Source organism: Rhizobium freirei PRF 81, assembly GCF_000359745.1.
In the GTDB taxonomy this organism is placed as follows: domain Bacteria; phylum Pseudomonadota; class Alphaproteobacteria; order Rhizobiales; family Rhizobiaceae; genus Rhizobium; species Rhizobium freirei.
Window position 1 is genome coordinate 94,850 of record NZ_AQHN01000006.1, and the last position, 22,369, is coordinate 117,218.

Consider the following 22,369-nt stretch of genomic DNA (forward strand, 5'->3'; position numbering starts at 1 on the left):
TAGTGCCTTGGCGATGTTCCATCCCCTATAGCGCTATGCCATAGTGCCGGCCCGGAGGATCCTATCGATCAGAACGGGCAGCTTTCATGATGAAAATTCTTGCGGTTCTTGCTCTGGCGCTCGCCGGCTTGTTGCCGGTCGCAGCCGAAGCGCGAATCATCACCGATGCGGCCGGACGCACGGTGTCGGTGCCGGACAAGATCAACCGCATTGTCGTCGCCGGGCCTCCGGCAGCAGTGCTGGTCTACGTGCTGGCGCCGGAAAAGCTGGCGGGCTGGGTTCATGCGCCCGACGAGGCCGCGAAAACCTATCTGGTGCAGTCGGTGCGCACTCTGCCCACCATTGGGCCTGTGACGGGCAAGAGCGGCACGATCGACGCGCAGGCTGTAAAGGATGCCAAGCCGGATATCATTCTCGATGCGGGCACGGTCGATCCCACCTATAAGGCTCTGGCCGACAAGGTGCAGCTCGAGACGGGCATTCCCTATGTTCTCATCGACGGCAGCTTTGCCCGTACCGCTGACACGCTGCGCGACGTCGGCGCGCTGATCGGCGTCGAGGATCGTGGCAACAAGCTTGCCGATTATGCCGATTCCGAGATCAAGGATCTGAACGACAAGCTGGCGACGCTGCCGAATGATCCGCGACCGCGCGTCTATTATGGCCGCGGTGCGGATGGTCTGGAGACGGGGCTTTCCGGCTCGATCAATCTTGAGATCCTCGACGTCGTCGGCACGATGAACGTTGCCGCCGCCGCTGGCAAAGGCGGCCTGACCAAGGTGACGTCGCAGCAGGTCGTCGGCTGGAATCCGGATATTATCATCGCGGATGACGCGAATTTCGCCGCCACGGCAAAGAGCGATCCGCAATGGGCTGCGATCAAGGCCGTCAAGGACGGTAAGATCTTCGTGCCGCCGTCACTGCCTTTCGGCTGGTTCGACTCACCGCCCGGCGTCAACCGGCTCATCGGCGTGCGCTGGCTGGAGAAGCTGCTTTATCCGAAGCTCTTCCGCAGCGATTTTGCCGGCGACGTGAAGGAATTCTACAAGCTGTTCTATCAGGTCGATCTGACGGCTGATCAGGTGGCGACGCTGCTGAAGGGCGTGAAGTAACCGGCACCGAAGAGGGAGGCGGCTTATGGTTCGTGAGAACGAGATTCGCGAAAACGAAGTGGCCGTCGAGCCGCCCGCAGCCTTGGATGCCGGTCTCACCTTCATCGGCCGCATCTCCACGCCCTGGACATCGCGCATGGAAACGCCGCGTCAGGGGCGGCATGACGGGCCGATTTGCCGGATCGTCATCTTCGAACCCTGGGTGCCGGCGCTGCAGGGCGTGGAAGCCTTCGAGCGGCTGGAAATTCTCTATTGGCTGGATCGGTCCCGGCGGGACCTCGTACTGCAGAGCCCGGCCAATAGCGGCAAGGTGCACGGCACCTTCTCGCTGCGCTCCCCCGTTCGGCCCAATCCCATCGGCACATCCATCGTCAAGCTGGAAGCGGTCAAGGGCGCCGTCCTGCTGGTGCGTGGCCTCGATTGCCTTGATGGTACGCCCTTGCTCGATCTGAAGCCGGATCGCACGCTGTTCAAGCCGATCGCGCCGCCGCAGCCCGGAGATTTCCAGACCGGCGACAGCGAGACGGCGCATTACTGCCAGAAGCGGGACGCCTAGACTGTTCACGCAGTCCCGGGTGGAAAACCGCTACGCATTTTTCCTGGAATTGCTTCAGTCGACGGCGACCATGACGTCGGATGCCTTGATGACGGCGTAGGCCGAGGCGCCGACCGTCAGGCCCAGCTCGTCCACTGCCTCGTTGGTGATCGAGGAGGTGACGATCGAGCCGTTGCCGATATCGATGCGGACATGCGCCGTGGTCGCACCCTTGGTGATTTCGACGACTTTGCCCTTGAGGCGGTTTCTCGCACTGATTTTCATGGATATTCTCCCTTATGACCGGCGCGACCATATCGTCCTCCCTGGCGACGAGCCACCGAATTCCTATTCGCCGCGCGGAAAGCGCTGGTTTTCCTCAAGCACGTTGAGATCCATGTGGTTGCGCATGTAGCGCTCCGAGGCCTTCTGCAGCGGCTGATAGTCCCACGGATAATAGGCGCCATTGCGCAGGGCGGTGTAGACCACCCATCGCCGCGCCTGGCTCTCACGCACTGCGGCGTCGAAGCTCTCAAGGTTCCAGCGCGCCATCGCCCGTGCCGTCAGCCGCTTCAGCGTTTCGGCATGGGTCGGGTCATCGGCCAGATTGGTCAACTCCTTCGGGTCGGCCTCGATGTCGAAGAGCATCGGGGGATCCTTCTCGCAAAGGGTCAGCTTGTAGCGGCCGTCGCGTAAGGCCACGAGCGGCGCTTCGGAGCCTTCCGCGGCATATTCCATCGGCACCGGGCTGCGGCTTCCGGTGTTGAGAGCCAGCGGTGTCAGGTCCTCGCCATCGGTCCAGCGACGCAGTGATGCGATATCGATGCCGGCAAGCGCTGCCAGCGTCGGCGTCACGTCCAGCGTCGAAACCGGCTGGTCGATCCGCTTCGGCTGCCAGCCGGGGGCTGCGATCATCAGCGGCACGCGGGCGGAGCCTTCGAAAAAGTTCATCTTGAACCATAGGCCACGCTCGCCGAGCATGTCGCCATGGTCGGAGACGAAAAGGATGATGGTGTTGTCGGCCATGCGGCCGCGCTCGAGCGTCTCCAAAATCTCGCCGATCTTCTCGTCGACATAGGAGATATTGGCGAAATAGCCGCGCCGCGCCCGGCGAATCTGCTCCGGCGTGATGTCGAAGGCGGCGTGATCGCACGCTTTCATCAGCCGCTGCGAGTGCTGATCCTGCTCATCGAAGGGAATTTCGCCGACTTCAGGGTCGAGCGCCGGGCAATCTTCATAGAGGTCCCAGAAGCGGCGGCGCGCGACGTAAGGGTCATGCGGATGCGTGAAGCTGACGGTCAGGCACCAGGGCCGCTCGTCATGACCGCGCGAGAGATCGTAGAGTTTGCGGGTCGCGTGATATGCGACCTCGTCGTCGTATTCCATCTGATTGGTGATCTCGGCTGTGCCCGCGCCGGTCACCGAGCCGAGATTGTGATACCACCAGTCGATGCGCTCGCCGGGCTTGGTGTAGTCCGGTGTCCAGCCGAAATCGGCGGGATAGATATCTGTCGTCAGCCGCTCCTCGAAGCCGTGCATCTGGTCCGGACCGACGAAATGCATCTTGCCCGAGAGCGCCGTCTGATAGCCGGCGGCGCGCAGGTGATGGGCGAAGGTCGGAATATCCGAACAGAATTCGGCGGCATTGTCGTAGACGCGAGTGCGGCTCGGCAGCTGCCCGGACATGAAGGAGGCCCGCGCCGGCGCGCAGAGCGGGCTTGCGGTGTAGCTGTTGGCAAAGCGCACGGAGCGCCTCGCGAGAGCCTTCAGGACCGGCGCATGCAGGAACTCGGCCGGACCGTCGGGAAAGAATGTCCCGTTGAACTGATCGACCATGAGGATGAGGATATTCGGACGGGACATGTTCGCATCTTTCCAGGAAATTAGAGGCCGATGGCGGCTTTGACGGCATCGAGGCCGGACTTGCCATCGATAGTGGTGACGCCGGCAAGCCAGGGCGTCAAGGCATCCGGATGCGCCTTCAGCCAAGCGGTCGCCGCCTCCTTGGAGCTCTCGCCACCGAGGATCGAGCCCATCAGCGAGTTTTCCATGCCGATGTCGAAGGTCAGGTTATGGAAGAGCTTGGCGGCGTTCGGGCATTGCGCCGACCAGCCGGTGCGCGCCAGCGTATAGACTTCGGCCCCGCCGAAATTCGCGCCGAAATAGGCATCGCCGCCGGAGAGATAGGCGAGCTTGAAGCGCTCATTCATCGGATGCGGCGCCCAGGCGAGGAAGACGATCGCCTGCTTGTCCTTGGAGGCGCGCTCCACCTGCGACAGCATGGCCTGCTCGCTCGATTCGACGAGTTCCCAGCCCTTGAGGCCAAAGTCGTTGGCATCGATCATCTTCTGGATATTGGCGTTTGCAGGGGCACCCGGCTCGATGCCGTAGATCTTGCGGCCGAAATCGTCGGCGTGCTTCTGAAGATCGGAAAAATCCTTGATGCCCTTGTCGGCGGCATAGGTCGGGACGGCCAGCGTGAACTTCGCGCCCTGGAGATTGCGGTTCAGCACTTCCGCAGCCTTCGCCTTGTTGAGATCGTCGACGAAGGCCTTTTGCGCCGGCATCCAGTTGCCGAGAAAGACATCGATTTCGCCTGTCTTCATCGCCTGATAGCCGATCGGCACGGAAAGCGTCTTGATGTCAGGCTCGTAGCCGAGGGCGGTCAACAGCACGCCGGTCACGCCGTTGGTCGAGGTGATATCCGTCCAGCCGGGGTCCGACAGGTAGATTGTCTTGCAGCTGTCGCCATCGGCCCGGGCGATGCCGGCAAAAGAGAGGACGGAAAGAAGAGCGCCGGCGGCCAGCCGACCCGTTGCAGACATGCGCATGACGATGGTTCCCTCTTGTTATTGGATTATTTTATTGAACATCACTAGAGTTCCCGCTGTGAAGCAGGCATTTTTCAATAGGTGCCAAAAGGAAATTTTATGGCTGAACGTCTTGTCGATCTTGGCTGGCTGCGGATCTTTCTGGAGGTGGGGCGCTCCGGCAGCCTCTCTGCCGCCGCCGCTGCTCTCGGTCTGACACAGCCCGCCGTCAGCTATCAGATCCGCCGCATCGAGGAGCAGATGGGCGTTGCGCTGTTTCGCCGCCAGCATCGCGGCGTCGAGCTCTCACCAGAGGGCCAGCGCCTGTTCGAGATCGTGGAGAAGGCGGTCGGCGGCGTAGACAATCTCGTGCGCAGCTTCCGCGTCGAGGCGGAGCGTCCATCCGTTCGTCTGCGGACGGACTATGCCTTTTCTGCCCTCTGGCTGATCCCCCGCATGCATGCATTCCGGCTTCTTCACCCGGAGGTGGATATCCAGATCGTCGCCACTCAGCGGCTGGATCGCGGCGCGCCGGAGAGCGGCGATATCTCCGTGTTCTTCGGCACGCGCAGCGAGTTCGGCCCGGCAGCGACGCTGCTCCTGCCGGAGAAGGTCGTTCCGATCTGCACCAGGGGTTTTGAGGAGCGCCATGGCCCGTTCACCGATCCCTCGCAACTCGCCGGCACCACGCTGGTCCATCTCGATTCGGAGATGCCGTCTCTGTGGTTCGACTGGGAAAGCTATCTTTCCGCCTTCGGCATCGCCCGGGACGCTTACGCCGGTCGCGGCGACCTGCGCTTCAATACCTATTCGCTGGTCGTGCAGGCAGCACTCAGCGAGCAGGGTGTGGCGATTGGCTGGATGGGGCTCGTCGATTCCCTGCTGACAGCCCGGACGCTGGTAACGGCAGGCCCGATGCTGGAAGCGCCGGAGCGTGGCTATTGGCTGCTGCCGCCATTGGAGCCGAACCCGCATGCCGAGCAACTGGCGCAATGGCTGCTCGCCGAAGCCGCCGCTGGGCAATCGCGAGCTATTCCGATGTGAGATCGGCCAGAAACGTCTCGCACCAGTGCGATACGTCATTCTTGAGCAGGTGGTCCATCATGCCGCGCCATCGCTCCTGCCGTTCTTCCAGCGGCATGTTGATGCCGCGCGCCATCGCATTTGCCGTGCCGTCGACATCATAGGGGTTGACCAGCAGGGCGCTTTTGAGCTCGCGCGCAGCACCCGCAAATCGGGAGAGCACCAGCACGCCGGGATTTTCCGGATCCTGTGCCGCGACATATTCCTTGGCGACGAGATTCATGCCATCGCGTAATGGCGTCACGAGCCCGATTTTCGCGAGCCGGTAGAGGCCAGCCAGGATCGGGCGGCTGATCGAGCGGTTGATATAGCGGATGGGAACCCAGTCCACCGTGCCGATCGCGCCGTTCACCCGCCCGGCCTGCTCGGCAACGGCATGCTGCATTGCCTCATATTCCGGCACTTCGGAGCGCGACTTCGGGGTGATCTGCAGATAGGTGACGCTGCGCTGGTGCGCGGGATTGTTGGTAATGAAACGCTCGAAGGCGTCGATGCGCTGCGTGATGCCCTTGGAGTAATCGAGCCGGTCGACGCCGAGGATCAGATCGCGGCCTTCGATGCTTTTCCGTACCTTCTGTACCATGCTGTGCGACGCGGCTTTGCGGGCGAAGGCGGCAAAGCCTGCCGTCTCGATACCGATCGAATAGGCGCCGCCGCGAAAATCATGGCCATGCGCGCTGAAATGGCCGGGGCTTTTCTCGATGCCCATGCCTTCGCGCTTCAGGCAGCCCGCGAAATTCTCGAGATCGTAGGCCGTCTGAAAGCCGAGCAGGTCGTAGGAGGAAAGGCCCCGCATGATCTCCTCATGCACCGGCATGGCCAGCGCCACATCTGCCGGCGGCCAGGGAATGTGCAGGAAGAAGCCGATGCGGTTCTTCAATCCCATCTGCCGCAGTTCCGCTGCGAGCGGAATGAGATGATAGTCGTGCACCCAGATGATGTCGTCGGGCTCGATCAATGGTGCAAGCCGGTGGGCGAAAAAGCGGTTGACGCGGAAATAGCCCGTCATTTCCTTGCGGGCATATTCGGCAAGATCGAGCCTGTAGTGGCAGATCGGCCAGAGCACGCGATTGGCAAAGCCCTGATAATATTCCTCGACATCGGTCTGGGTCAGATCGGTGAGCGCATAGGTGATATTGCCGTCCTGCGTTATTTGCAGCGGCTCGGGTTCGGCGTCGCCGCTCGATTTGCCCGACCAGCCCATCCAGATGCCGCCGCGCTCGGCAAGGGCAGCTTGCAGCGCTACGGCAAGGCCGCCGGCGGCTGCGGCGCCCTTGTGATCAGGCACGGAAACACGATTGGAAACGACAATGAGACGACTCAACGAATTCTTCCTTTCGAGATGGCTGAAGCAAGTCCAGGAAAAGTGCGCAGCGGTTTTCCGTTCGGAGTTGCGAGAAAATATCAAGCTGGAGGCTGCCGAAGTGATCGACGGGCTACTTGACGAGCGTTCCCAGCACATCTCTTAAACGCGCAGGCGAGCCAATGGATGCGCGGGCCAGCGTTTTTTCATCGGCTTCGCCGATGCGCACGGACTGGCCGCCGAGACGGTTTGCGGCGGCAAACATCGTTTCGTCGGTCACGTCGTCGCCGATCGTGATCGGGCGGCGTCCCTCGAAGGGCGCTTCGGCCAGAAACGCCTCGACGGCATGCCCTTTGCTTGCGTGAGCAGGGCAGATTTCGATCACCATCTTGCCGCGCTGCAGGTTCCAGTCGGGACCGGCTTCCTCCAGATGGCGCTGCATGGCTTCGCCGATCTCGGCTTCGCTTCCGGGCGCATGCCGAAAATGAACCGCGACAGCTGCCCCCTTGTCCTCGACGATGGCGCCGGGCCAGGCCATGGCTTGGCGCTGGATGATCTGCTTCATTTCCTGGAAGGCGGGCGGAATATGCGCGCGCCGCAGCCTTCCACCCGCGTCGCGCCTCTCCGCGCCGTGCAGGCCAGCAACGGGAAAGCGGAAAGGGGCAAAGAGCGGATCGACGAATTCGATGGCGCGGCCCGTCACCAGTGCCAGAGCGCCGCCGAGCTGGCGGGAGAGTGCATGGAGCGTGCCGGGCAGATAGTCCGGAACGATGATCTCTTCCGGTCTTTCGGCGAGGTCGAGCAGGGTTCCGTCGATATCGAGGAACAGTGCCCAATCCTGCGGATGCAATGAGAGTGCGGTAAGGGCCGGCTCTTTCAGCGGCCTCTGTTCGGCTTCGCCCCGTCCGGGCTGTTCCTGAGAAGACATGCGGGATTAGCTAAGGCGCTCTTCCCATTTGGCAAGGCAAAAAAAACGAAGGGTAGAAAATCAAAAGGGGCCGCCTTAAGCGACCCCCCATGAGCTTTGGCCCTTAACTGGCCTGAAGCGGCGAACGCTTCGGGAAGGTGTTGATCAGAGCGAGGGCTGCCTCGCAACGTTCACGACCATTTCCATGCCAGATACCAAGACCGAAATCCCACTAGACATTGGATCACCTTCCTTTCGTTACGTTTCAGACCCGCTAAACGTAGCTCAAATTCGAGCCGATGCAAGGGGGGCAATGTCCTGGAGCTTCACGCGTCTTGTCGCATCGAAATATCGCCCGTCGCCGCATCCGCGGCAAAAGCCCTGTTGCAGCGGGCTTCACGAAGAAAATGTTGCGATGCGAAATGTGATCGGACGAAGCGTCAAATATCTGTCATCTTGGAAATCACGGTATGGAAAATTAAGACTTTATTACCCATTCCGCATAAACAATCGTCCAAGATTTGCCATTCTCCCGCGAGACTAGGAATGCAGCGGGAATTGGAGTGAAAGACGCATGTGTCGCTGGGCAGCCTATCGTGGAGACCACCTCTATCTGGAGGAGCTGGTGTCTTCGCCTGCCCACTCCCTGATCGAACAATCCCATTGCGCCACACGCGCCAAGACGGCCACCAACGGTGACGGCTTCGGCATCGCCTGGTACGGCGATCGGCCGGAGCCTGGGCGCTACCGCGATATCCTGCCCGCATGGTCCGATTGCAATCTCAAGAGCCTGGCGCGGCAGATCCGTTCGCCGCTCTTCCTCGCCCACGTCCGCGCGGCCACCGGCGGCGGCACGCGCCGAGACAATTGTCATCCCTTCGTCTTCGAGAACTGGTCGTTCCAGCACAATGGCCAGATTTCCAATTTCGACCGCCTGCGGCGTTCGATGGAAGCCATGCTCGACGACCGGCTGTTCCATGCCCGCAGCGGCACGACCGATTCCGAGCTGCTCTTCCTGCTCGCGATGCAATTCGGCATGGCTGCCAATCCGATTGCGGCGGTGGCCGAAACCATAGGCTTCGTCGAGGGGCTTTCGCTGCATCTGACCGGCTCGGTGCTGGTGCGGTTCACCGCCGCATTTTCCGATGGCAAGTCGCTCTATGCCATACGCTATGCGACCGACCGCAAGGCGCCGACGCTTTATGCGTCGCCTGTCGGCTCAGGATACTGCCTCGTGTCGGAACCGCTGAACGACGACATCGACGCTTGGCGCGAAATTCCCGATGGCAGTGCCGTGCTTATCGACGATACAGGGGTCCATGTGACGCCCTTTCAGCCGCAACAGCGCGCCACTGACGAAACACTGACGCCAGCCGCTATCTCTGCATGATCGTCCCGGCGATCAGGGCCGCAAGCCGTGTCGCCACCTCATCCTTGTCGAGATCTGGCCATTGCTCGACGCCGTCATGGCTGATGATCTTTACGCGATTTCGCGTGCCGCCCATGATGCCGGTGGAGGGTGAGACGTCGTTGGCGACGATGAAGTCCGCGCCCTTGCGCTCCAGCTTCGCGCGGGCATTGCTCTCGACATCCTGAGTTTCGGCGGCAAAGCCGATGACGAGTTTTGGCCGCTGCGTATGGTGGCCGACCGTTTTCAATATGTCGGGATTTTCCGTAAGCGCCAGCGTCGGGATCGATTCGCCCGGATGCTTCTTGATCTTCTGGTCGGAGGCCGAAGCGACCCTCCAGTCCGCGACAGCCGCCACCATCACGGCAATATCGGCGGGAAGGGCTGCGAGCACGGCATCACGCATTTCTTCCGCCCGCTCGACATGGATGACATTGAGGCCGGCCGGATCGGGTATCGAGACCGGGCCGGAAACGAGGGTGACATCGGCACCGAGCGCTGCGAGGGCTGCCGCGATCGCATGGCCCTGCCGGCCGGACGAGCGGTTGGCGATGTAGCGCACGGGGTCGATCGGCTCATGCGTCGGCCCGGAGGTGACGATCGCCTTTTTGCCCGCAAGCGGCTTGGCGCCGTTATCCAGCCGTCTCTCGACCGCCGCGACGATATCGAGCGGTTCCGCCATCCGGCCAGCGCCGGCCTCGCCGCTTTCGGCCATTTCTCCCGTCATCGGGCCGACGAAGGCGATGCCATCACCACGCAGCGTTTCGACATTGCGCCTGGTTGCCGGATGCGCCCACATCTTCGGGTTCATGGCAGGTGCCGCCAGAACCGGCCGGTCCGTGGCAAGCATTATGGTCGAGGCGAGATCGTCCGCCAGCCCATTCGCCATCTTGGCAAGCAGGTCGGCGGTTGCCGGGGCGATCAGCACGAGGTCGCAGTCGCGCGCCAGCCTGATATGGCCGACATCCTGTTCATCCTCTCGTGAAAACAGATCGGTGAAGACGTGGTCGGCAGCCAAAGCGCCGACGGCAAGCGGCGTGATGAACTGCTGCGCGCCTGCGGTCATGACGGGCCGGACGCTCGCGCCGCGCTCGCGCAGCCGGCGAATAAGATCGAGGCTCTTATAGGCCGCGATCCCGCCGGAGATGATAAGAAGGATGCGCTTTCCTGCGAGAACCATGCCTGAACCCGTCGCCTGTTCTTTTGCTCGTAAGCCTAAGCCTTTGGTGTGTCATAGGCAATCGCGGCATTCTCTCATCGCGGTTGTAGGCCATTCTTTCTCGCCATTTCCGGCAGATGATCACGTCGGGATCACACCCTTGTCATTTGCGAGAGCGCTCCGTCTCGACAACATTGAATATGTTAACGATCGAAGGAGCAACGCCTTGAAACTCATGAAAGTCGCTGTCATCGCCCTGCCACTCATGGCCGCCGCCATGCCTGCTTTTGCCGAACGCGCCTATTCACCGCAAGAGCAGAAGAACAAGGAGATCGTTCTGGATTTCTACCAGAAGGCGCTGAACGACAAAGACTTCGACGCGGCTTCCAAATATCTTGGCAAATATATCCAACACAATCCGATGGCCGCCGACGGTCCCGAAGGCCTGCGCGGTTTCTTGGACTATCTGAAGAAGAATGAGCCGCAGTCGAAGAGCGAGATCAAGCGCGTGCTGGTCGATGGCGATTATGTGATTCTGCGCGTTCACGCCGTACGCCACCCGGGCGATCGCGGCAGCGCCATCGTCGATATCTTCCGTGTCGAGGACAATAAGATCCAGGAACATTGGGACTCGGTGCAGCCGATCCCCGAGACGTCGAAGAACAATAATACGATGTTCTGAGTGGAAGGGCCGCAAGGGAATAGAATCCGCGGCTCATTCAAAGCATTCAAGCGACATGATCCCGCAACAATTTCCTATGTTGCGAGATCATATCCATGTTCCGAAGCTGCCGGCTCGATAATTGCGTCGGCAAAAAATGCTCGGTCAGGTACGCGTGATCGAAAGGCCGCCGTCGACCAGCGAAGCCGTACCGCTGACGAAGCTTGCGTCATCGGAGGCGAGGTAGAGGACCGAGCGAGCAATCTCTTCGGGGCCGGCGACGCGCTTCAGCGCATGCAGATTGGTGATGAAAGTCTGCTTTTCGGCCGTATCGTTCATGTCCCGATACATATCGGTATCGACAGCGCCCGGCAGTACGGCATTGACGCGCACATTCTGCGGGCCAAATTCAGCGGCCAGCGTCTGCGTCAAGCCGATCAGGCCGGACTTGCTGGCGGCATAGGCGGCAACGCCCGGGAAGCTGACGGTATGGCCGACAAAGGTCGACGTGAAAATCACGGAGCCGCCGCCGTGCTTGATCATTTCGCCTATCTGATGCTTGGCGGCCAGGAACGACGCGGTGAGGTTGATCGCCAGCGCTTCGGTAAAGCCTGCCTCTGAAACCTCGGTGCTGGGACCGGCTTCGCCGAGCGTGCCGGCATTGTTGAAGGCGATATCGAGCTTGCCGTAGCGCTCGACCGCAAGCGCGACCAGCGCCTTGTGGTAGTCTTCCGAGCGTACGTCGCCGGCCAATACGGCTGCTTCTCCGCCGGCGGCTTTGATCTCAGCGGCGAGGCTTTCCAGTTCTGCGATCCGGCGAGCGCCGACGACAACCTTGGCGCCTTCGGCGGCGAAGAGCTTTGCCGTGACGCGGCCGATGCCGGAGCTCGCGCCGGTTACGATTGCGACTTTTCCATTCAAGCGGTTCATTGTTCCATCTCCTGTGTGAGGATGTGTCTTTCGGTTTGTCCGATACGAGGAAGATGGCATTTTCCGATCGTTCGGATTAGTCTGCAGAAAGAGGAATTCGAATTCGGAGTTTCCGAACGATGCTGAAGATCGACGGGATCGTGACGTTCGTGACTGTAGCCGAGGCTGGCTCGATCAGCGAGGCGGCGCGACGCCTGCGCCTGTCGAAATCCGTGGTCAGCGAGCGCCTGTCGGAAATGGAGAAGGCATTGGGGGCGACGTTGCTTCACCGCACGACCCGTAAGCTGACCCTGACGGAGGATGGCGCCGCCTTTCTGCAACGCGCTACCCGCATTGCACAGGAGGTCCGCGAGGCTGCGGCTGATCTCGCCGAGCGGCGCGGCACGCTGATGGGACCGCTGCGCATCGCAGCACCCGTCACCTTCGGCCGCATGCATCTTGGCCCGGCTCTCTATCCGTTTCTGGCAGAGCATCCGGAAATCGAGCTGACGCTCGATCTCGACGACCGCCGGGTCGATGCCGCATCGGATGGCTATGACGCGATCATTCGCCATGGCTTGATTGCCGACTCGCGCCTCGTTGCATGGAAGCTCGCCCGCAGCCGCCGTCTTCTTGTGGCGTCACCGGATTATCTCGGCCGCCACGGCACGCCTGCCTCGCTCGCCGATCTCGAGGATCATCGCGGTATTTTCTACACCAATCGTGGTGTGGCCGACTGGCGTTTCCAGGGGCCGGATGGTGCTGTCGCCATCCGCGGGAAGCTGGCATTGGGCGTCAACAATGGCGATGTCCTTCACGATGCAGCCATTGCCGGGCTGGGAATTGCTCTGCTGCCAGCCTTCATCGCGGGACCCTCGGTTCGAGAAGGGCGGCTCGTCGAGATCGATGTCGGCTACCGGCCAGAGCCGGAATTCATCTTCCTGGCCCATCCCGAAGGACGCAATCCCTCGGCAAAGCTCCGGGCGATCGCCGACCATCTGAAGAAGGCGTTCGGCGATCCTCCCTATTGGGAGCTGGAGCAATTCCAATAAAAGTGCGAAGCGGTTTTGCGTCCGGATTCTCAAAACGCCTGATCAAGCAATCAGGCTCATCAGATTGGCAATGACAGGCGATCGCTGCGCCTTGAGGCTGGCAAGGCCGAGCCGCGCCACGACCGGCGGCCCATCGATCGGCCGATAGGCGACGCCGTCGAGCTTGATTTGTGCGATCGAAGCCGGAACGATGGAAACACCGAGGTTGGCGGCAACGAGATTGACGACGGAGGGGATCTGCGGGGCCTCCTGCATCACTACGAGCTCGAAGCCCGCTTCGCGGCAAGCCCCAACGATATCGTCATAGAGGCTGAGCCCCACGGTGCGCGGAAAGAGAATGAAAGGCTCGCCGGCCAGTGCGGCGATCGGCAAGCGCTCCTTCTTCGCCAGCGGGTGATGCGCCGGCAGCGCGATCAGCATAGGCTCGTCGGCAAAGCGTTTCAGTCGCACATCCCGCGGGTCTTCCAGGCCAGGACGAATGAAGGCTGCGTCGATCTCGCCGCGCATCAGCCGTTCCATCAGTGCCTTGCTATTCATCTCCGTCAGTGACAGCCGCACGTCCGGCCAGTGACCGCGAAACTCGCGGATGGTTGACGTGACTATGGTGTTGAAGGCGGAGGAGGCGGTGAAGCCGAGCGACAGGCGGCCGATTTCGCCGCGATTGGCGCGTTGGGCGGCGAGCCTTGCCTTTTCCGCCGCATCGACGGCCATTTTCGCTTCGGCCAGAAAGGCCTCGCCTGCTGCCGTCAACTCCGCGCCGTGGGGTACACGGTGGAACAGTTGCGCTCCCACCTCGTTCTCCAGATCCCGGATCTGCTGGCTGAGCGGCGGCTGGCCGATGCCGAGAGTGGCGGCGGCGCGCGTGAAATTTCCCGCTTCCGCGAGCGCCAGAAAATAGCGGATATGACGCAGTTCCATCGCTATCTCCAAAACATATTGAGATCGCCTGTGTCATATATTGGACTAATGAGGCTGACCTGACTAGATTTGTGAGCAAGAAAGATCAGGTGCCCATCATGTTTCGCGCCGCCAGCAAGCAGCAAACCACAGCTTCCGAAATCCCCTCCCGCCCCGAACTGACGCTCGTCAAGAGCGAACCACCGACCGAGTCCCGCCAATTCCTGACGCGGGGCACGCCCGTCTTCCGCCGCGCGACCATCGCGCTCTTTCTCTCCGGTTTCGCCACCTTTTCGCTGCTCTATTGCGTGCAGCCGCTGATGCCGATCTTCTCCGAGGATTTCGGTGTTACGCCGGCTGCAAGCTCGCTATCGCTGTCGCTTTCGACCGGCTTCCTGGCCTTTGCGATCTTCGGCGCTGCTGCCGTTTCCGAAAGCCTCGGCCGCCGCAGCCTGATGTTCATCTCGCTGCTGGGTGCCGCCATCTGTACGCTCGTCTGCGCGGCATCGCCGAGCTGGCATATGCTGCTCGCCGTTCGCGCCCTTGAAGGTTTCCTCCTGGGCGGCGTACCAGCGGTCGCCATGACCTATCTGGCCGAAGAGATCGAGCCGCGTGGTCTTGGCGGCGCTATGGGCCTCTACATCGCCGGCAACGCCTTCGGCGGCATGGCCGGACGCGTGGTGACGGGAACGATCGCCGAATTCCTGAGCTGGCGGCCGGCGCTCGCCGCCGTCGGCATTCTTGGCCTGATCGCCGCCATCGGCTTTCTCTATCTGCTGCCGCCGTCGCGCAACTTTACCCCGCGCAAGGGCTTCGACGCCGCCTTTCATATAAAGGCCTGGGGCGGCCATTTCGGCAATGCGGCCTTGCCTCTGCTCTTTGCCATCGGCTTCCTCGCCATGGGCTCCTTCGTCACGGTCTATAACTATGCCGGCTTCCGCCTCGTTGCCGCGCCTTATGACATCAGCCAGTCTGAGCTTGGCCTGATCTTCACCGCCTATCTCTTCGGCATCGTCGCCTCCTGGGCCGCGGGTCTCCTTGGTGATCGCATCGGCCATTTCATCGTGCTGCCGATTGGCGTGCTGATCGCAGCGCTCGGTGCTGCGGTGACGCTTTCCAGCTCCCTGCCGCTGATCATTCTTGGCATCGTGCTGGTGACGATCGGCTTCTTCGTGACCCACTCCGCCGCCAGTGCGCTGGTCGGACGGCTTGCCCGCAGCTTCAAGGGGCACGCCTCCTCGCTCTATCTGCTCGCCTATTATCTGGGCTCCAGCATTGCGGGTTCTGTGGGCGGCTATTTCTGGCTCGCCGATGGCTGGAATGCCGTCATTGCCTTCATCCTCGTCATGCTGGCACTATGTCTCGTCAGCGCTCTTGCCGTCGCCAGGCTGGCGCGCCGTTAAGGCCGGAGGCTTCCATGATCCGCATCGACCACCTCGATCATCTGGTGCTCACGGTCGCGAGCATCGAGGAGAGCTGCGATTTCTATGCCCGGGTTCTCGGCATGGGCATTGAAACCTTCGGGGAGGGCCGCAAGGCTCTCACCTTCGGCAACCAGAAGATCAATCTGCACCGTGCCGGGCACGAGTTCGAGCCGAAGGCAGAGCGACCGACGCCAGGCTCGGCTGATCTTTGCTTCATCAGCAGGACGCCGCTCAATGACGTCATTGCTCATCTTCGGGCTGAGGGTGTCGTAATCGAGGAAGGCCCCGTGCGCCGGACCGGCGCGACCGGCCCCATTCTCTCGGTCTATTTCCGCGATCCGGACGGCAACCTGCTCGAAGTGTCCAATAGCATCCCCTGAGATCGCACGGTCGGGCTGACGGATCGCTCCTTGTCCAGCTTGCCCACCGTATCCGCCTGACGCCCGAACCAGGGTGAAAACCGGCGCCGAGGGAAACGCACGGTCTTTGCAGCGGGAAGCTTAAGCCTTCACGGCGAGCCAGATGACGTGGCGCGCACCTGTCTTGCCATTGGCGCGCGTGTTGACCACCTCGGCGGTAAAACCGCTGTCGCGCAGCCGCCTTGTGAAGCGGTCGTCTGGTCCCGAAGACCAGACGGCGAGTACACAACCGGGACGCAGCGCATCGCGCGCCGCCTTCAGACCCTGGTAATCATAGAGACCGTCATTGGCCTCCGACGTGATACCGTCAGGCCCGTTGTCGACATCGAGCAGGATGGCGTCGTAACTCGCCTTGGTGGCGCGGATGAGCGGGCGCACATCGCCTTCATGGATGGCGACGCGCGGATCGTCGAGGCAGCCGTCAAAGACCGCCGCCATCGGCCCGCGTGCCCAGGTCACGACAGCCGGAACCAGCTCCGCAACAGTGACCTTCGCGTCCGCGCCGAGCTCGCCAAGGGCTGCGCGCAGCGTAAAGCCCATGCCGAGGCCGCCGATCAGTATGTGCGGTGCCTTCCGGCTCTTGATCTTCTCGCAGGAAAGCGTCGCAAGCGCGCGCTCGGAGCCGCTCAAGCGGCTGTTCATCAGCTCGTTGGTGCCGAGCATGATGGAAAATTCCTGGCCGCGCTGCTTCAGCCGCAGCTCGCCGCCACCGGGGATTTTCGCAGTGTCGAGCAAGGTCCAGGGGATCACGGGCAATTCTCCAAAGCAATTCCAGGAAAACTGTGTAGCGGTTTTCCGCCCGGAATTGCATGCAAACAGGTCGTTTCGAATTGTCCGGGACCATAGTCTCCAGAAGCTGCCAAGAACAGACGTGCCTATCCCAAACGGATATAGGGCACATCCTTTTTCGCAACTTCGTCCAGCGCTTCCTCATAGCCGGCATCGGCATAGCGCATGACGCCGAGTGCGGTGTCGTTGGTCAGCGCGTGGTCGAGCCGTTCGTCTGCGGCAGCCGTGCCGTCGGCGACGACGGTAACGCCGCAGCTTGTCATATAGCCGGCATAGCCGCCGCCGCCGGAATGGACGACGACGAGATCGGCCATCGACGAGCAGAGCATCATGGCGTCGATCAGCGGCCAGTCGGCGATGGCGTCGGAGCCGTCCTTCATGCCTTCGGTCATGATGTTGGGATGCGCCATGGCACCGGCATCGAGGTGGTCGCGCGAAAAGGCGATCGGACCTTTCAGCTCGCCGCTTGCCACAAGCTCGTTGACACGGCGCGCAAGCGCGGTGCGCTCACCATGGCCGAGCCATGCGATACGCGCCGGCAGCCCTTCGAAGGGCACATGCTCGCGGGCAAGCTTGATCCAGTTGGTGACGATCTTGTTGTCCCGGAACATTTCCAGGAGCAGATCGTCGATGCGAGCGATATCGCTTTCCTCGCCCGAGAGCGCCATCCAGCGGAACGGGCCGATCGCGCGGCAGAACAGCGGCCGCAGATAGGCTTCGGTGAAGATCGGGATATCGAAGGCATTGGCGACGCCGCCTTCCTTCGCCTGGGTGCGGATCAGGTTGCCGTTGTCGAAGACTTCGGAACCCTTTTTCTGGAAGTCCAGCATGGCCTTCACATGTTCGACGATCGAGGCGCGGCTTGCTGCCATCAGCTGGCCCTGGCCGTCGTCGCGGAGATCCCTAACCTGCTGCAGGCTCATGCCCTTCGGCACATAGCCATAGACGAGATCGTGCGCGGAGGTCTGGTCGGTAACGATATCGGGCACGATGCCGCGACGTGCAATCTCGGGGTAGATCTCGGCCGCATTGCCGACGAGACCGACGGAAAGCGCTCGCTTCTCCTTGACGGCCGCATCGATCATCGCCAGCGCCGAATCGAGGTCGGGCGCGATTTCCTGCAGATAGCCGATGTCCTGGCGCTTCCTGGCACGCTCCGCATCGATATCGACGCAGAGGATCGCAGCACCCGCCATGCGGCCGGCGAGCGGCTGCGCGCCGCCCATGCCGCCAAGGCCGGCCGTCAGCACGAAACGGCCGAAGAGATCGCCGCCGAAGCGGCGTTCGGCGATACGCATGAAGATTTCGTAGGTGCCCTGGATCACGCCCTGGCTGCCGATATATTGCCAGGCGCCGGCCGTCAGCCCGCCCCAGCAGATCAGGCCCTTGCGCTGCAGTTCGTAGAAGACTTCTGCCTTCGCCCACTGCCCGACAATGTTGCAGTTCGCCATGATGACGAGCGGCGCCTTGTCATGCGTGCGGATGAGGCCGATCGGCTTGCCGGACTGAATGAGCAGGGTCTGGTTCTCATCCATCTCAGTCAGCGCCTTGACGATGCCCTTGTGCGCCGCCCAGTTGCGGGCCGCCTTTCCGAGAGCTGCGTAGACGACGAGATTGTCTGGATCTTCGCCGACCGACAGCACATTTTCGAGCAGGCGCAGCAATGCCTCCTGCCGCCAGCCTTTGGCGCGCAGCTCCGGGCCGCCCGGAATCGGGAATTTCGGATGACGTGGATTGGCTTTCGGCATGGAATTCCCTTCCCTGATATAATCTTTTGTGTCGGTTGCCAGCTACTTCGGCGGCAGGCCTTCGACGAAGTCCAGCGCGGCCAAAAGCAGCCGCTTGCGCAGCATGTCGTTGCCATAAGCTTCCGGCCCGGCGCGCACCCAGCCCTGCATTGTCCGGCCGCCCATCTGCATGCGGTTGACGTCGTGCTGCTGAACCGCCCAGCTATCGTTGCCCTTGCCGAGGCGGATCAGCATCCCGTCTTCGCGCGCGCCGCACAGCAGATGGCCGTTGAGCAAAAAGGCCCAGCCGCCGAACATTCCCTTTTCGCTAAGCCCGGGCCGTGGTCCGAGCTCTTCTCTCAGCAATTCTTCGAGACCTGCGTCACGTGCCATCTGCGCCTCCCGCGCTTTTCAGCCTTTCTTGCCGGCCAGAGCGTATTTCGCGATCTCGATCCCCATGGCCTTTTCGACGGAGGGATAGACCGTGGGGTCGAGCACACTGGCAGACAGCGGAATGATATCCATCGGCACATGCAGGATGAAAACCTTCATGCCTTCGTGCAGCTGGCCGACACTCAAGGGCTCGCCTTCCGGCGACAGCGTGGTGATGACGGAGGGGAAAGTGGCCAGGCGCTTGCCACCGGTATCCTCGACCGCCATGTATTCGTTCATCACATGCATGATGACCGCCTTGTCGCCGCTGCCGACCGTGACCGTGCCGATATCGAAGGCTTCCTTCGTGTAAACGACGTCCTTCCTGGTGATCGTGCCTTCGGCCAGGATATGGCCGCCCGTCGTCTTGCAGATGGCATCGATGACGGCGCTGCCGCCCTTCTTTTCCGCCTCGATGATGGCTTCACCCAACGAAAGCGCCATGGAGATGCCGCCGAGCGCCGCATGCGTGCGGACGTAAGAGGCGTGCAACGGGTTGCGGCAGGAGGCGATGAAGCCGCCGGACTGATCGGAGGCCGCGCGCAGGATCGGCGAAATCTTCGCCGTAGCACCCTTCACGACCAGCTCGATATAACGGTTCTCGGCGCGATTGCCGCCGACTGCCGTCTGGATCATCTGCTCGGGCGAGCCCGCCATGCCGATCGAGCCCATGTCGCCCGTCGGATGGGCGCGGATGTCGCCGACTGCGTCCACCACCTTCGTTCCGAGGATGGCCGATGGCAGCCAGCCGTTTAGCGTCGAGGATTTGCCGTTCTGGCCGATGATCAGGCCGGAAAGCTTCTCGCCAAGCTCGCCCTGCAGCAGCTGTGCGGCTTTCACATAGTCGATGCCCTGCATTTCCCAGCGGGTGGTGGAGGCCGGCGCGCCGATGGCGGCGGCCGTCGCAATCCAGTCGTTGTCGTTCAGTTCGTCGATCGACACCAGCTCCGGCTTGCCGACATTGACGGCCGCATAGCCGAGCATGCGGCCGTGATCGGCCCAGCCGCCACCGCCTGCGGCGTAAACGGAGCCGCCCTTGACGGCCGCTTCCACATCCTTGGCAACGAGTACGCGTCCCATTGGCTACTCCCGGTTCTGTTTGAGGTTCTTGTCCATGTCGCGCACCGCTTCGAAAAGAACGGCGGCGCCCATGGCGATGTCGTCATTCTCGGCCCACTCCTCGGCGCAATGGCTGCGGCCTTCCTTGCAGGGCACGAAGATCATGGCGGCGGGCGCGACCTTGGCGATCCAGGCCGTATCATGACCGGCGCCGGAGGCCATGCGGCGATGCTTGGCGCCGACCGTTTCGCAGGCGCGCTCGAGCGTTTCGAGCAGCACCGGAGCGCCCGGCGTCGGCATATTGTCGGAGACGCGCACCGGCGGGTTGATCGTGACGCCAAAATCGGCGGCAATGGTCTTTACCTCACCGTCGATCCAGGCCAGGAAATCCTCCATGTCGCTGCGGATTTCAGCACGGCCGTCGATCAGCAGCACGACCTTCGACGGCACGACATTGGCCGCATTCGGCTCGATACGGAATTCGCCGACGGTCGCGGCGAAATGCCCCGGCGTCTTTGCCTGTTCAGCCGCGCGGCTCCGAATGTCGAGGACCAATTGCGAGGCTGCCACCAGCGCATCCGCGCGGCGATCCATCGGCGTCGTGCCGGCGTGGTCGGCGCGGCCTTCCACGGTGATCTCGATACGCGTGATGCCGGCGATCGCGGTGACGATGCCGATATCCCTGTTCTCGGCTTCCAGCACCGGGCCCTGCTCGATATGCAGCTCGAGGAAGCCAGCGAGATCCGGCCGCTTCTGGGAGAGCAGCACCGAAGGGTCGCCACCAACCTCGGCTATGCCCTGCGAAAGCGTGCGGTCGCCGCTCACACGGGAGAGCCATGCCTCGGGGATCTGCCCGGTCATGCCGCGGCTGCCGATGCAGGAGACGCCGAAGATGCTGACTTCTTCGGCGAGGAAATCGACGATTTCCAGATCATGGTCGAGCTCGATGCCGCGATCTTTCAAGGAGCGCGCCACTTCGAGCGCCGCAATCGTGCCGGCAATGCCGTCGAAGCGGCCGCCATCGGGAACGGTGTCGGAATGCGAGCCGACAAGGATCGTGCCAAGGCCCGGCTTGGCGCCGGCGCGCCGGCCGATCAGATTGCCGGCGGCATCCATCCGCGTCGTGAGCCCTGCTGCCTTCATGCGCGCCTCGATATAGGCGCGTCCTTCGAGGAAAAGCGGAGAGAAGGCGCGGCGCGTCCAGGGGTGGCCCGGCTCGGTGAGGCCGGCCAGTGCATCGATGTCCTCGGCGATGCGGTCGGCGTTGACGGGCAGATTGTGGCGCTTGGGGTCGGTCATCAGGCAGCATCTCCGGCTAGAATTTGGCGAGGCAAGGGACGGACGAAGCTGCCGGAGCCGGGTTCGGCCAGCACCTTCTGTCCCTCGGCGATCTGTTTGCCTCTAAGGTAGGCGGCGGACACCGTCCAGGGCAGGCGGATGCCGTTATAGGGGCTCCAGCCGACGACGTTGTTGCCGCTTGCGGCGGCGTCATAGATCGTTTCGCGCGGTTCCAGCACGACGATATCGGCGTCCTTGCCTGGCGTCAGTGCGCCCTTGATATGGTCGAGGCGGAAGTGCCTGGCGGGGTTTTCCGCCATCAGCTTCGCAGCCCAGGTGAGCGGCACGCCGCGTTCCAGGGCACCCTTGACGAAGAGCGGCACCATGACCTCCAGTCCCGGCACGCCGGAAGCGTTCGCCAGCATGTCCGGATTGGTTTTGCGGTTTTCCGACCAGCTGACGTGGTCGGTCGAGACCAGCCAGACATTGCCTTCCGCTACCTTGCGCCACAAGGTTTCCACTTCGGCGCGCGGGCGGATCGGCGGATTAATTTTCGCTTTGCCGCCAAGGCGGCGCACATCGTTTTCCTCGTCGAGCGTCAGGTAGTGGATGCAGCATTCGACCGTCGCTTTGAAGCCGTCGCGGCGATAGGCGCGGGCGATGTCGTAGCCGCGGCCGAGCGAGCAATGCACGACATGAGCCGGGCAGCCGGCATCCGCACCCGTCTCGAAGATCGTGTGCATGGCGAGCAGCTCAGTGATCGGCGGGCGGGAAAGGCCATGAGCGCGATAGTCGGTGACGCCGCTTGCCTTGACCTGCTCCATATAGGTGCGGACGGCTTCGTCATCCTCGTTGTGGACGCCGGCGGTCAGGCCGGTCGGAGCGATCGCGGCAAAGCAGGCATCGAGCAGCGCAGGCGGAATGCGCGGGAAGCGCTTCGGATCGGTGCCGAAGGTGGAGAATTTGAAGGCGGCAACGCCGGCTTCGACCATTTCGGCAATGCGCGCCGGACCTTCTTCCGGATCGACCGTGCCGTAGAGGGCAAAGTCGACGCGGGATTGCGGGGAAGCATGGTCGACCTTCTTCTTCACCGCCGCTGCCGAGCAGACGAGATTGCCTTCGTCATAGGGCATGTCGACGATGGTGGTGACGCCGCCGGCCGCTGCCGATCGGGTCGACCAGATAAAATCCTCCTGATCCTTCTGCGAGAGGGAGTGGACCTGCGCGTCGATCGCGCCGGGCAGGATCAGCGCCTTGCCGAGCAGATGCCGCTCGCGCGCGGCCGGCGGCACGCCAATGCCGATTTCGGCGATCTTGCCGTCGCGCACCGCGACATAGCCCGCTTCCACGATGCGTTCCGGCAGGACCACGGTGCCCTGCAGAACAAGATCGAAATCCGCCATGT

Annotated in this window: 22 protein-coding genes; 8 read left to right on the top strand and 14 right to left on the bottom strand. The window is 62.3% G+C overall.

All coding sequences use genetic code 11. The annotated features are described in order from the left end of the window. Positions 1-86 precede the first annotated feature (86 nt). Both RHSP_RS02585 and tsaA read left to right on the top strand, forming a co-directional pair. Positions 87-1,112, top strand: a complete 1,026-nt coding sequence (locus tag RHSP_RS02585) for an iron ABC transporter substrate-binding protein (RefSeq protein WP_004108307.1) — start codon at positions 87-89, stop codon at positions 1,110-1,112. 25 nt (positions 1,113-1,137) lie between these two features. Beyond that, positions 1,138-1,668: a tRNA (N6-threonylcarbamoyladenosine(37)-N6)-methyltransferase TrmO gene (gene tsaA / locus RHSP_RS02590; RefSeq protein WP_004108308.1), complete on the top strand. Its 531-nt coding sequence runs from the start codon at positions 1,138-1,140 to the stop codon at positions 1,666-1,668. Positions 1,669-1,722: 54 nt separating this feature from the next. On the opposite strand, the gene RHSP_RS02595 is transcribed toward tsaA, so the two are convergent. The 3 genes from RHSP_RS02595 to RHSP_RS02605 all read right to left on the bottom strand — a co-directional run bounded on the left by RHSP_RS02595 (position 1,723) and on the right by RHSP_RS02605 (position 4,478). Beyond that, positions 1,723-1,932: a TOBE domain-containing protein gene (locus tag RHSP_RS02595; RefSeq protein ID WP_004108310.1), complete on the bottom strand. Its 210-nt coding sequence runs from the start codon at positions 1,930-1,932 to the stop codon at positions 1,723-1,725. A gap of 63 nt (positions 1,933-1,995) precedes the next feature. Next, positions 1,996-3,510: a choline-sulfatase gene (gene betC, locus RHSP_RS02600; RefSeq protein ID WP_037149196.1), complete on the bottom strand. Its 1,515-nt coding sequence runs from the start codon at positions 3,508-3,510 to the stop codon at positions 1,996-1,998. Positions 3,511-3,530: 20 nt separating this feature from the next. Further along, a complete protein-coding gene (locus RHSP_RS02605; RefSeq protein WP_037149200.1) occupies positions 3,531-4,478 on the bottom strand; it encodes a choline ABC transporter substrate-binding protein in 948 nt (315 codons plus the stop codon). 99 nt (positions 4,479-4,577) lie between these two features. On the opposite strand from RHSP_RS02605, the gene RHSP_RS02610 reads away from it, so the two are divergent. Further along, positions 4,578-5,501 (top strand): choline sulfate utilization transcriptional regulator, encoded by a 924-nt coding sequence (locus RHSP_RS02610; RefSeq protein ID WP_004108314.1) that lies wholly within the window; start codon positions 4,578-4,580, stop codon positions 5,499-5,501. Here RHSP_RS02610 and otsA read toward each other — a convergent pair. Beyond that, entirely contained in the window at positions 5,488-6,864 is a 1,377-nt protein-coding gene (gene otsA / locus RHSP_RS02615; RefSeq protein WP_037149202.1) for an alpha,alpha-trehalose-phosphate synthase (UDP-forming), read from the bottom strand. The genes RHSP_RS02610 and otsA overlap by 14 nt on opposite strands. A gap of 112 nt (positions 6,865-6,976) precedes the next feature. After that, entirely contained in the window at positions 6,977-7,771 is a 795-nt protein-coding gene (gene otsB / locus RHSP_RS02620; RefSeq protein WP_004108322.1) for a trehalose-phosphatase, read from the bottom strand. A gap of 553 nt (positions 7,772-8,324) precedes the next feature. Here otsB and RHSP_RS02625 point away from each other — a divergent pair. Continuing rightward, on the top strand, positions 8,325-9,140 hold the full coding sequence (locus tag RHSP_RS02625) for a class II glutamine amidotransferase (RefSeq protein WP_004108324.1): 816 nt from the start codon (positions 8,325-8,327) through the stop codon (positions 9,138-9,140). On the opposite strand, the gene coaBC is transcribed toward RHSP_RS02625, so the two are convergent. Further along, on the bottom strand, positions 9,127-10,338 hold the full coding sequence (gene coaBC / locus RHSP_RS02630; RefSeq protein WP_004108327.1) for a bifunctional phosphopantothenoylcysteine decarboxylase/phosphopantothenate--cysteine ligase CoaBC: 1,212 nt from the start codon (positions 10,336-10,338) through the stop codon (positions 9,127-9,129). The two genes, RHSP_RS02625 and coaBC, sit on opposite strands and share 14 nt — an antisense overlap. 214 nt (positions 10,339-10,552) lie before the next feature. Between coaBC and RHSP_RS02635 the strand changes: the two genes are divergently transcribed. Continuing rightward, the gene (locus tag RHSP_RS02635; RefSeq protein WP_200863237.1) at positions 10,553-10,999 is read left to right on the top strand and encodes a nuclear transport factor 2 family protein; all 447 of its coding nucleotides are present in this window, start codon (positions 10,553-10,555) and stop codon (positions 10,997-10,999) included. A gap of 144 nt (positions 11,000-11,143) precedes the next feature. On the opposite strand, the gene RHSP_RS02640 is transcribed toward RHSP_RS02635, so the two are convergent. Beyond that, positions 11,144-11,908, bottom strand: coding sequence for an SDR family oxidoreductase (locus tag RHSP_RS02640; RefSeq protein ID WP_004108331.1), 765 nt, complete (start codon positions 11,906-11,908; stop codon positions 11,144-11,146). 119 nt (positions 11,909-12,027) lie between these two features. On the opposite strand from RHSP_RS02640, the gene RHSP_RS02645 reads away from it, so the two are divergent. Further along, on the top strand, positions 12,028-12,939 hold the full coding sequence (locus tag RHSP_RS02645; RefSeq protein WP_004108333.1) for a LysR family transcriptional regulator: 912 nt from the start codon (positions 12,028-12,030) through the stop codon (positions 12,937-12,939). 42 nt (positions 12,940-12,981) lie between these two features. On the opposite strand, the gene RHSP_RS02650 is transcribed toward RHSP_RS02645, so the two are convergent. Continuing rightward, positions 12,982-13,857 carry a LysR family transcriptional regulator gene (locus RHSP_RS02650; protein WP_004108335.1) on the bottom strand — a complete coding sequence of 292 codons (876 nt, stop codon included), beginning with the start codon at positions 13,855-13,857 and terminating at the stop codon, positions 12,982-12,984. Between the two features lie 98 nt (positions 13,858-13,955). On the opposite strand from RHSP_RS02650, the gene RHSP_RS02655 reads away from it, so the two are divergent. Next, positions 13,956-15,239 (top strand): MFS transporter, encoded by a 1,284-nt coding sequence (locus tag RHSP_RS02655; protein ID WP_037149265.1) that lies wholly within the window; start codon positions 13,956-13,958, stop codon positions 15,237-15,239. A 14-nt stretch (positions 15,240-15,253) separates the two neighbouring features. Continuing rightward, the gene (locus RHSP_RS02660) at positions 15,254-15,640 is read left to right on the top strand and encodes a VOC family protein (RefSeq protein ID WP_004108339.1); all 387 of its coding nucleotides are present in this window, start codon (positions 15,254-15,256) and stop codon (positions 15,638-15,640) included. Positions 15,641-15,760: 120 nt separating this feature from the next. On the opposite strand, the gene RHSP_RS02665 is transcribed toward RHSP_RS02660, so the two are convergent. The 6 genes from RHSP_RS02665 to RHSP_RS02690 all read right to left on the bottom strand — a co-directional run bounded on the left by RHSP_RS02665 (position 15,761) and on the right by RHSP_RS02690 (position 22,367). Beyond that, complete coding sequence (locus RHSP_RS02665) at positions 15,761-16,429, bottom strand: spermidine synthase (protein WP_037149206.1); 669 nt, start codon at positions 16,427-16,429, stop codon at positions 15,761-15,763. A 125-nt stretch (positions 16,430-16,554) separates the two neighbouring features. Further along, positions 16,555-18,216, bottom strand: a complete 1,662-nt coding sequence (locus RHSP_RS02670; RefSeq protein ID WP_037149210.1) for a urocanate hydratase — start codon at positions 18,214-18,216, stop codon at positions 16,555-16,557. Positions 18,217-18,258: 42 nt separating this feature from the next. Continuing rightward, positions 18,259-18,588, bottom strand: coding sequence for a TfoX/Sxy family protein (locus RHSP_RS02675; RefSeq protein ID WP_037149213.1), 330 nt, complete (start codon positions 18,586-18,588; stop codon positions 18,259-18,261). 18 nt (positions 18,589-18,606) lie between these two features. Further along, positions 18,607-19,707, bottom strand: coding sequence for a DUF917 domain-containing protein (locus RHSP_RS02680; RefSeq protein ID WP_037149217.1), 1,101 nt, complete (start codon positions 19,705-19,707; stop codon positions 18,607-18,609). A gap of 3 nt (positions 19,708-19,710) precedes the next feature. Next, the gene (locus tag RHSP_RS02685; protein WP_004108349.1) at positions 19,711-20,985 is read right to left on the bottom strand and encodes a Zn-dependent hydrolase; all 1,275 of its coding nucleotides are present in this window, start codon (positions 20,983-20,985) and stop codon (positions 19,711-19,713) included. Further along, positions 20,985-22,367, bottom strand: a complete 1,383-nt coding sequence (locus RHSP_RS02690) for a dihydroorotase (protein ID WP_037149220.1) — start codon at positions 22,365-22,367, stop codon at positions 20,985-20,987. The genes RHSP_RS02685 and RHSP_RS02690 overlap by 1 nt, the downstream gene beginning before the upstream one ends. Positions 22,368-22,369 lie beyond the last annotated feature (2 nt).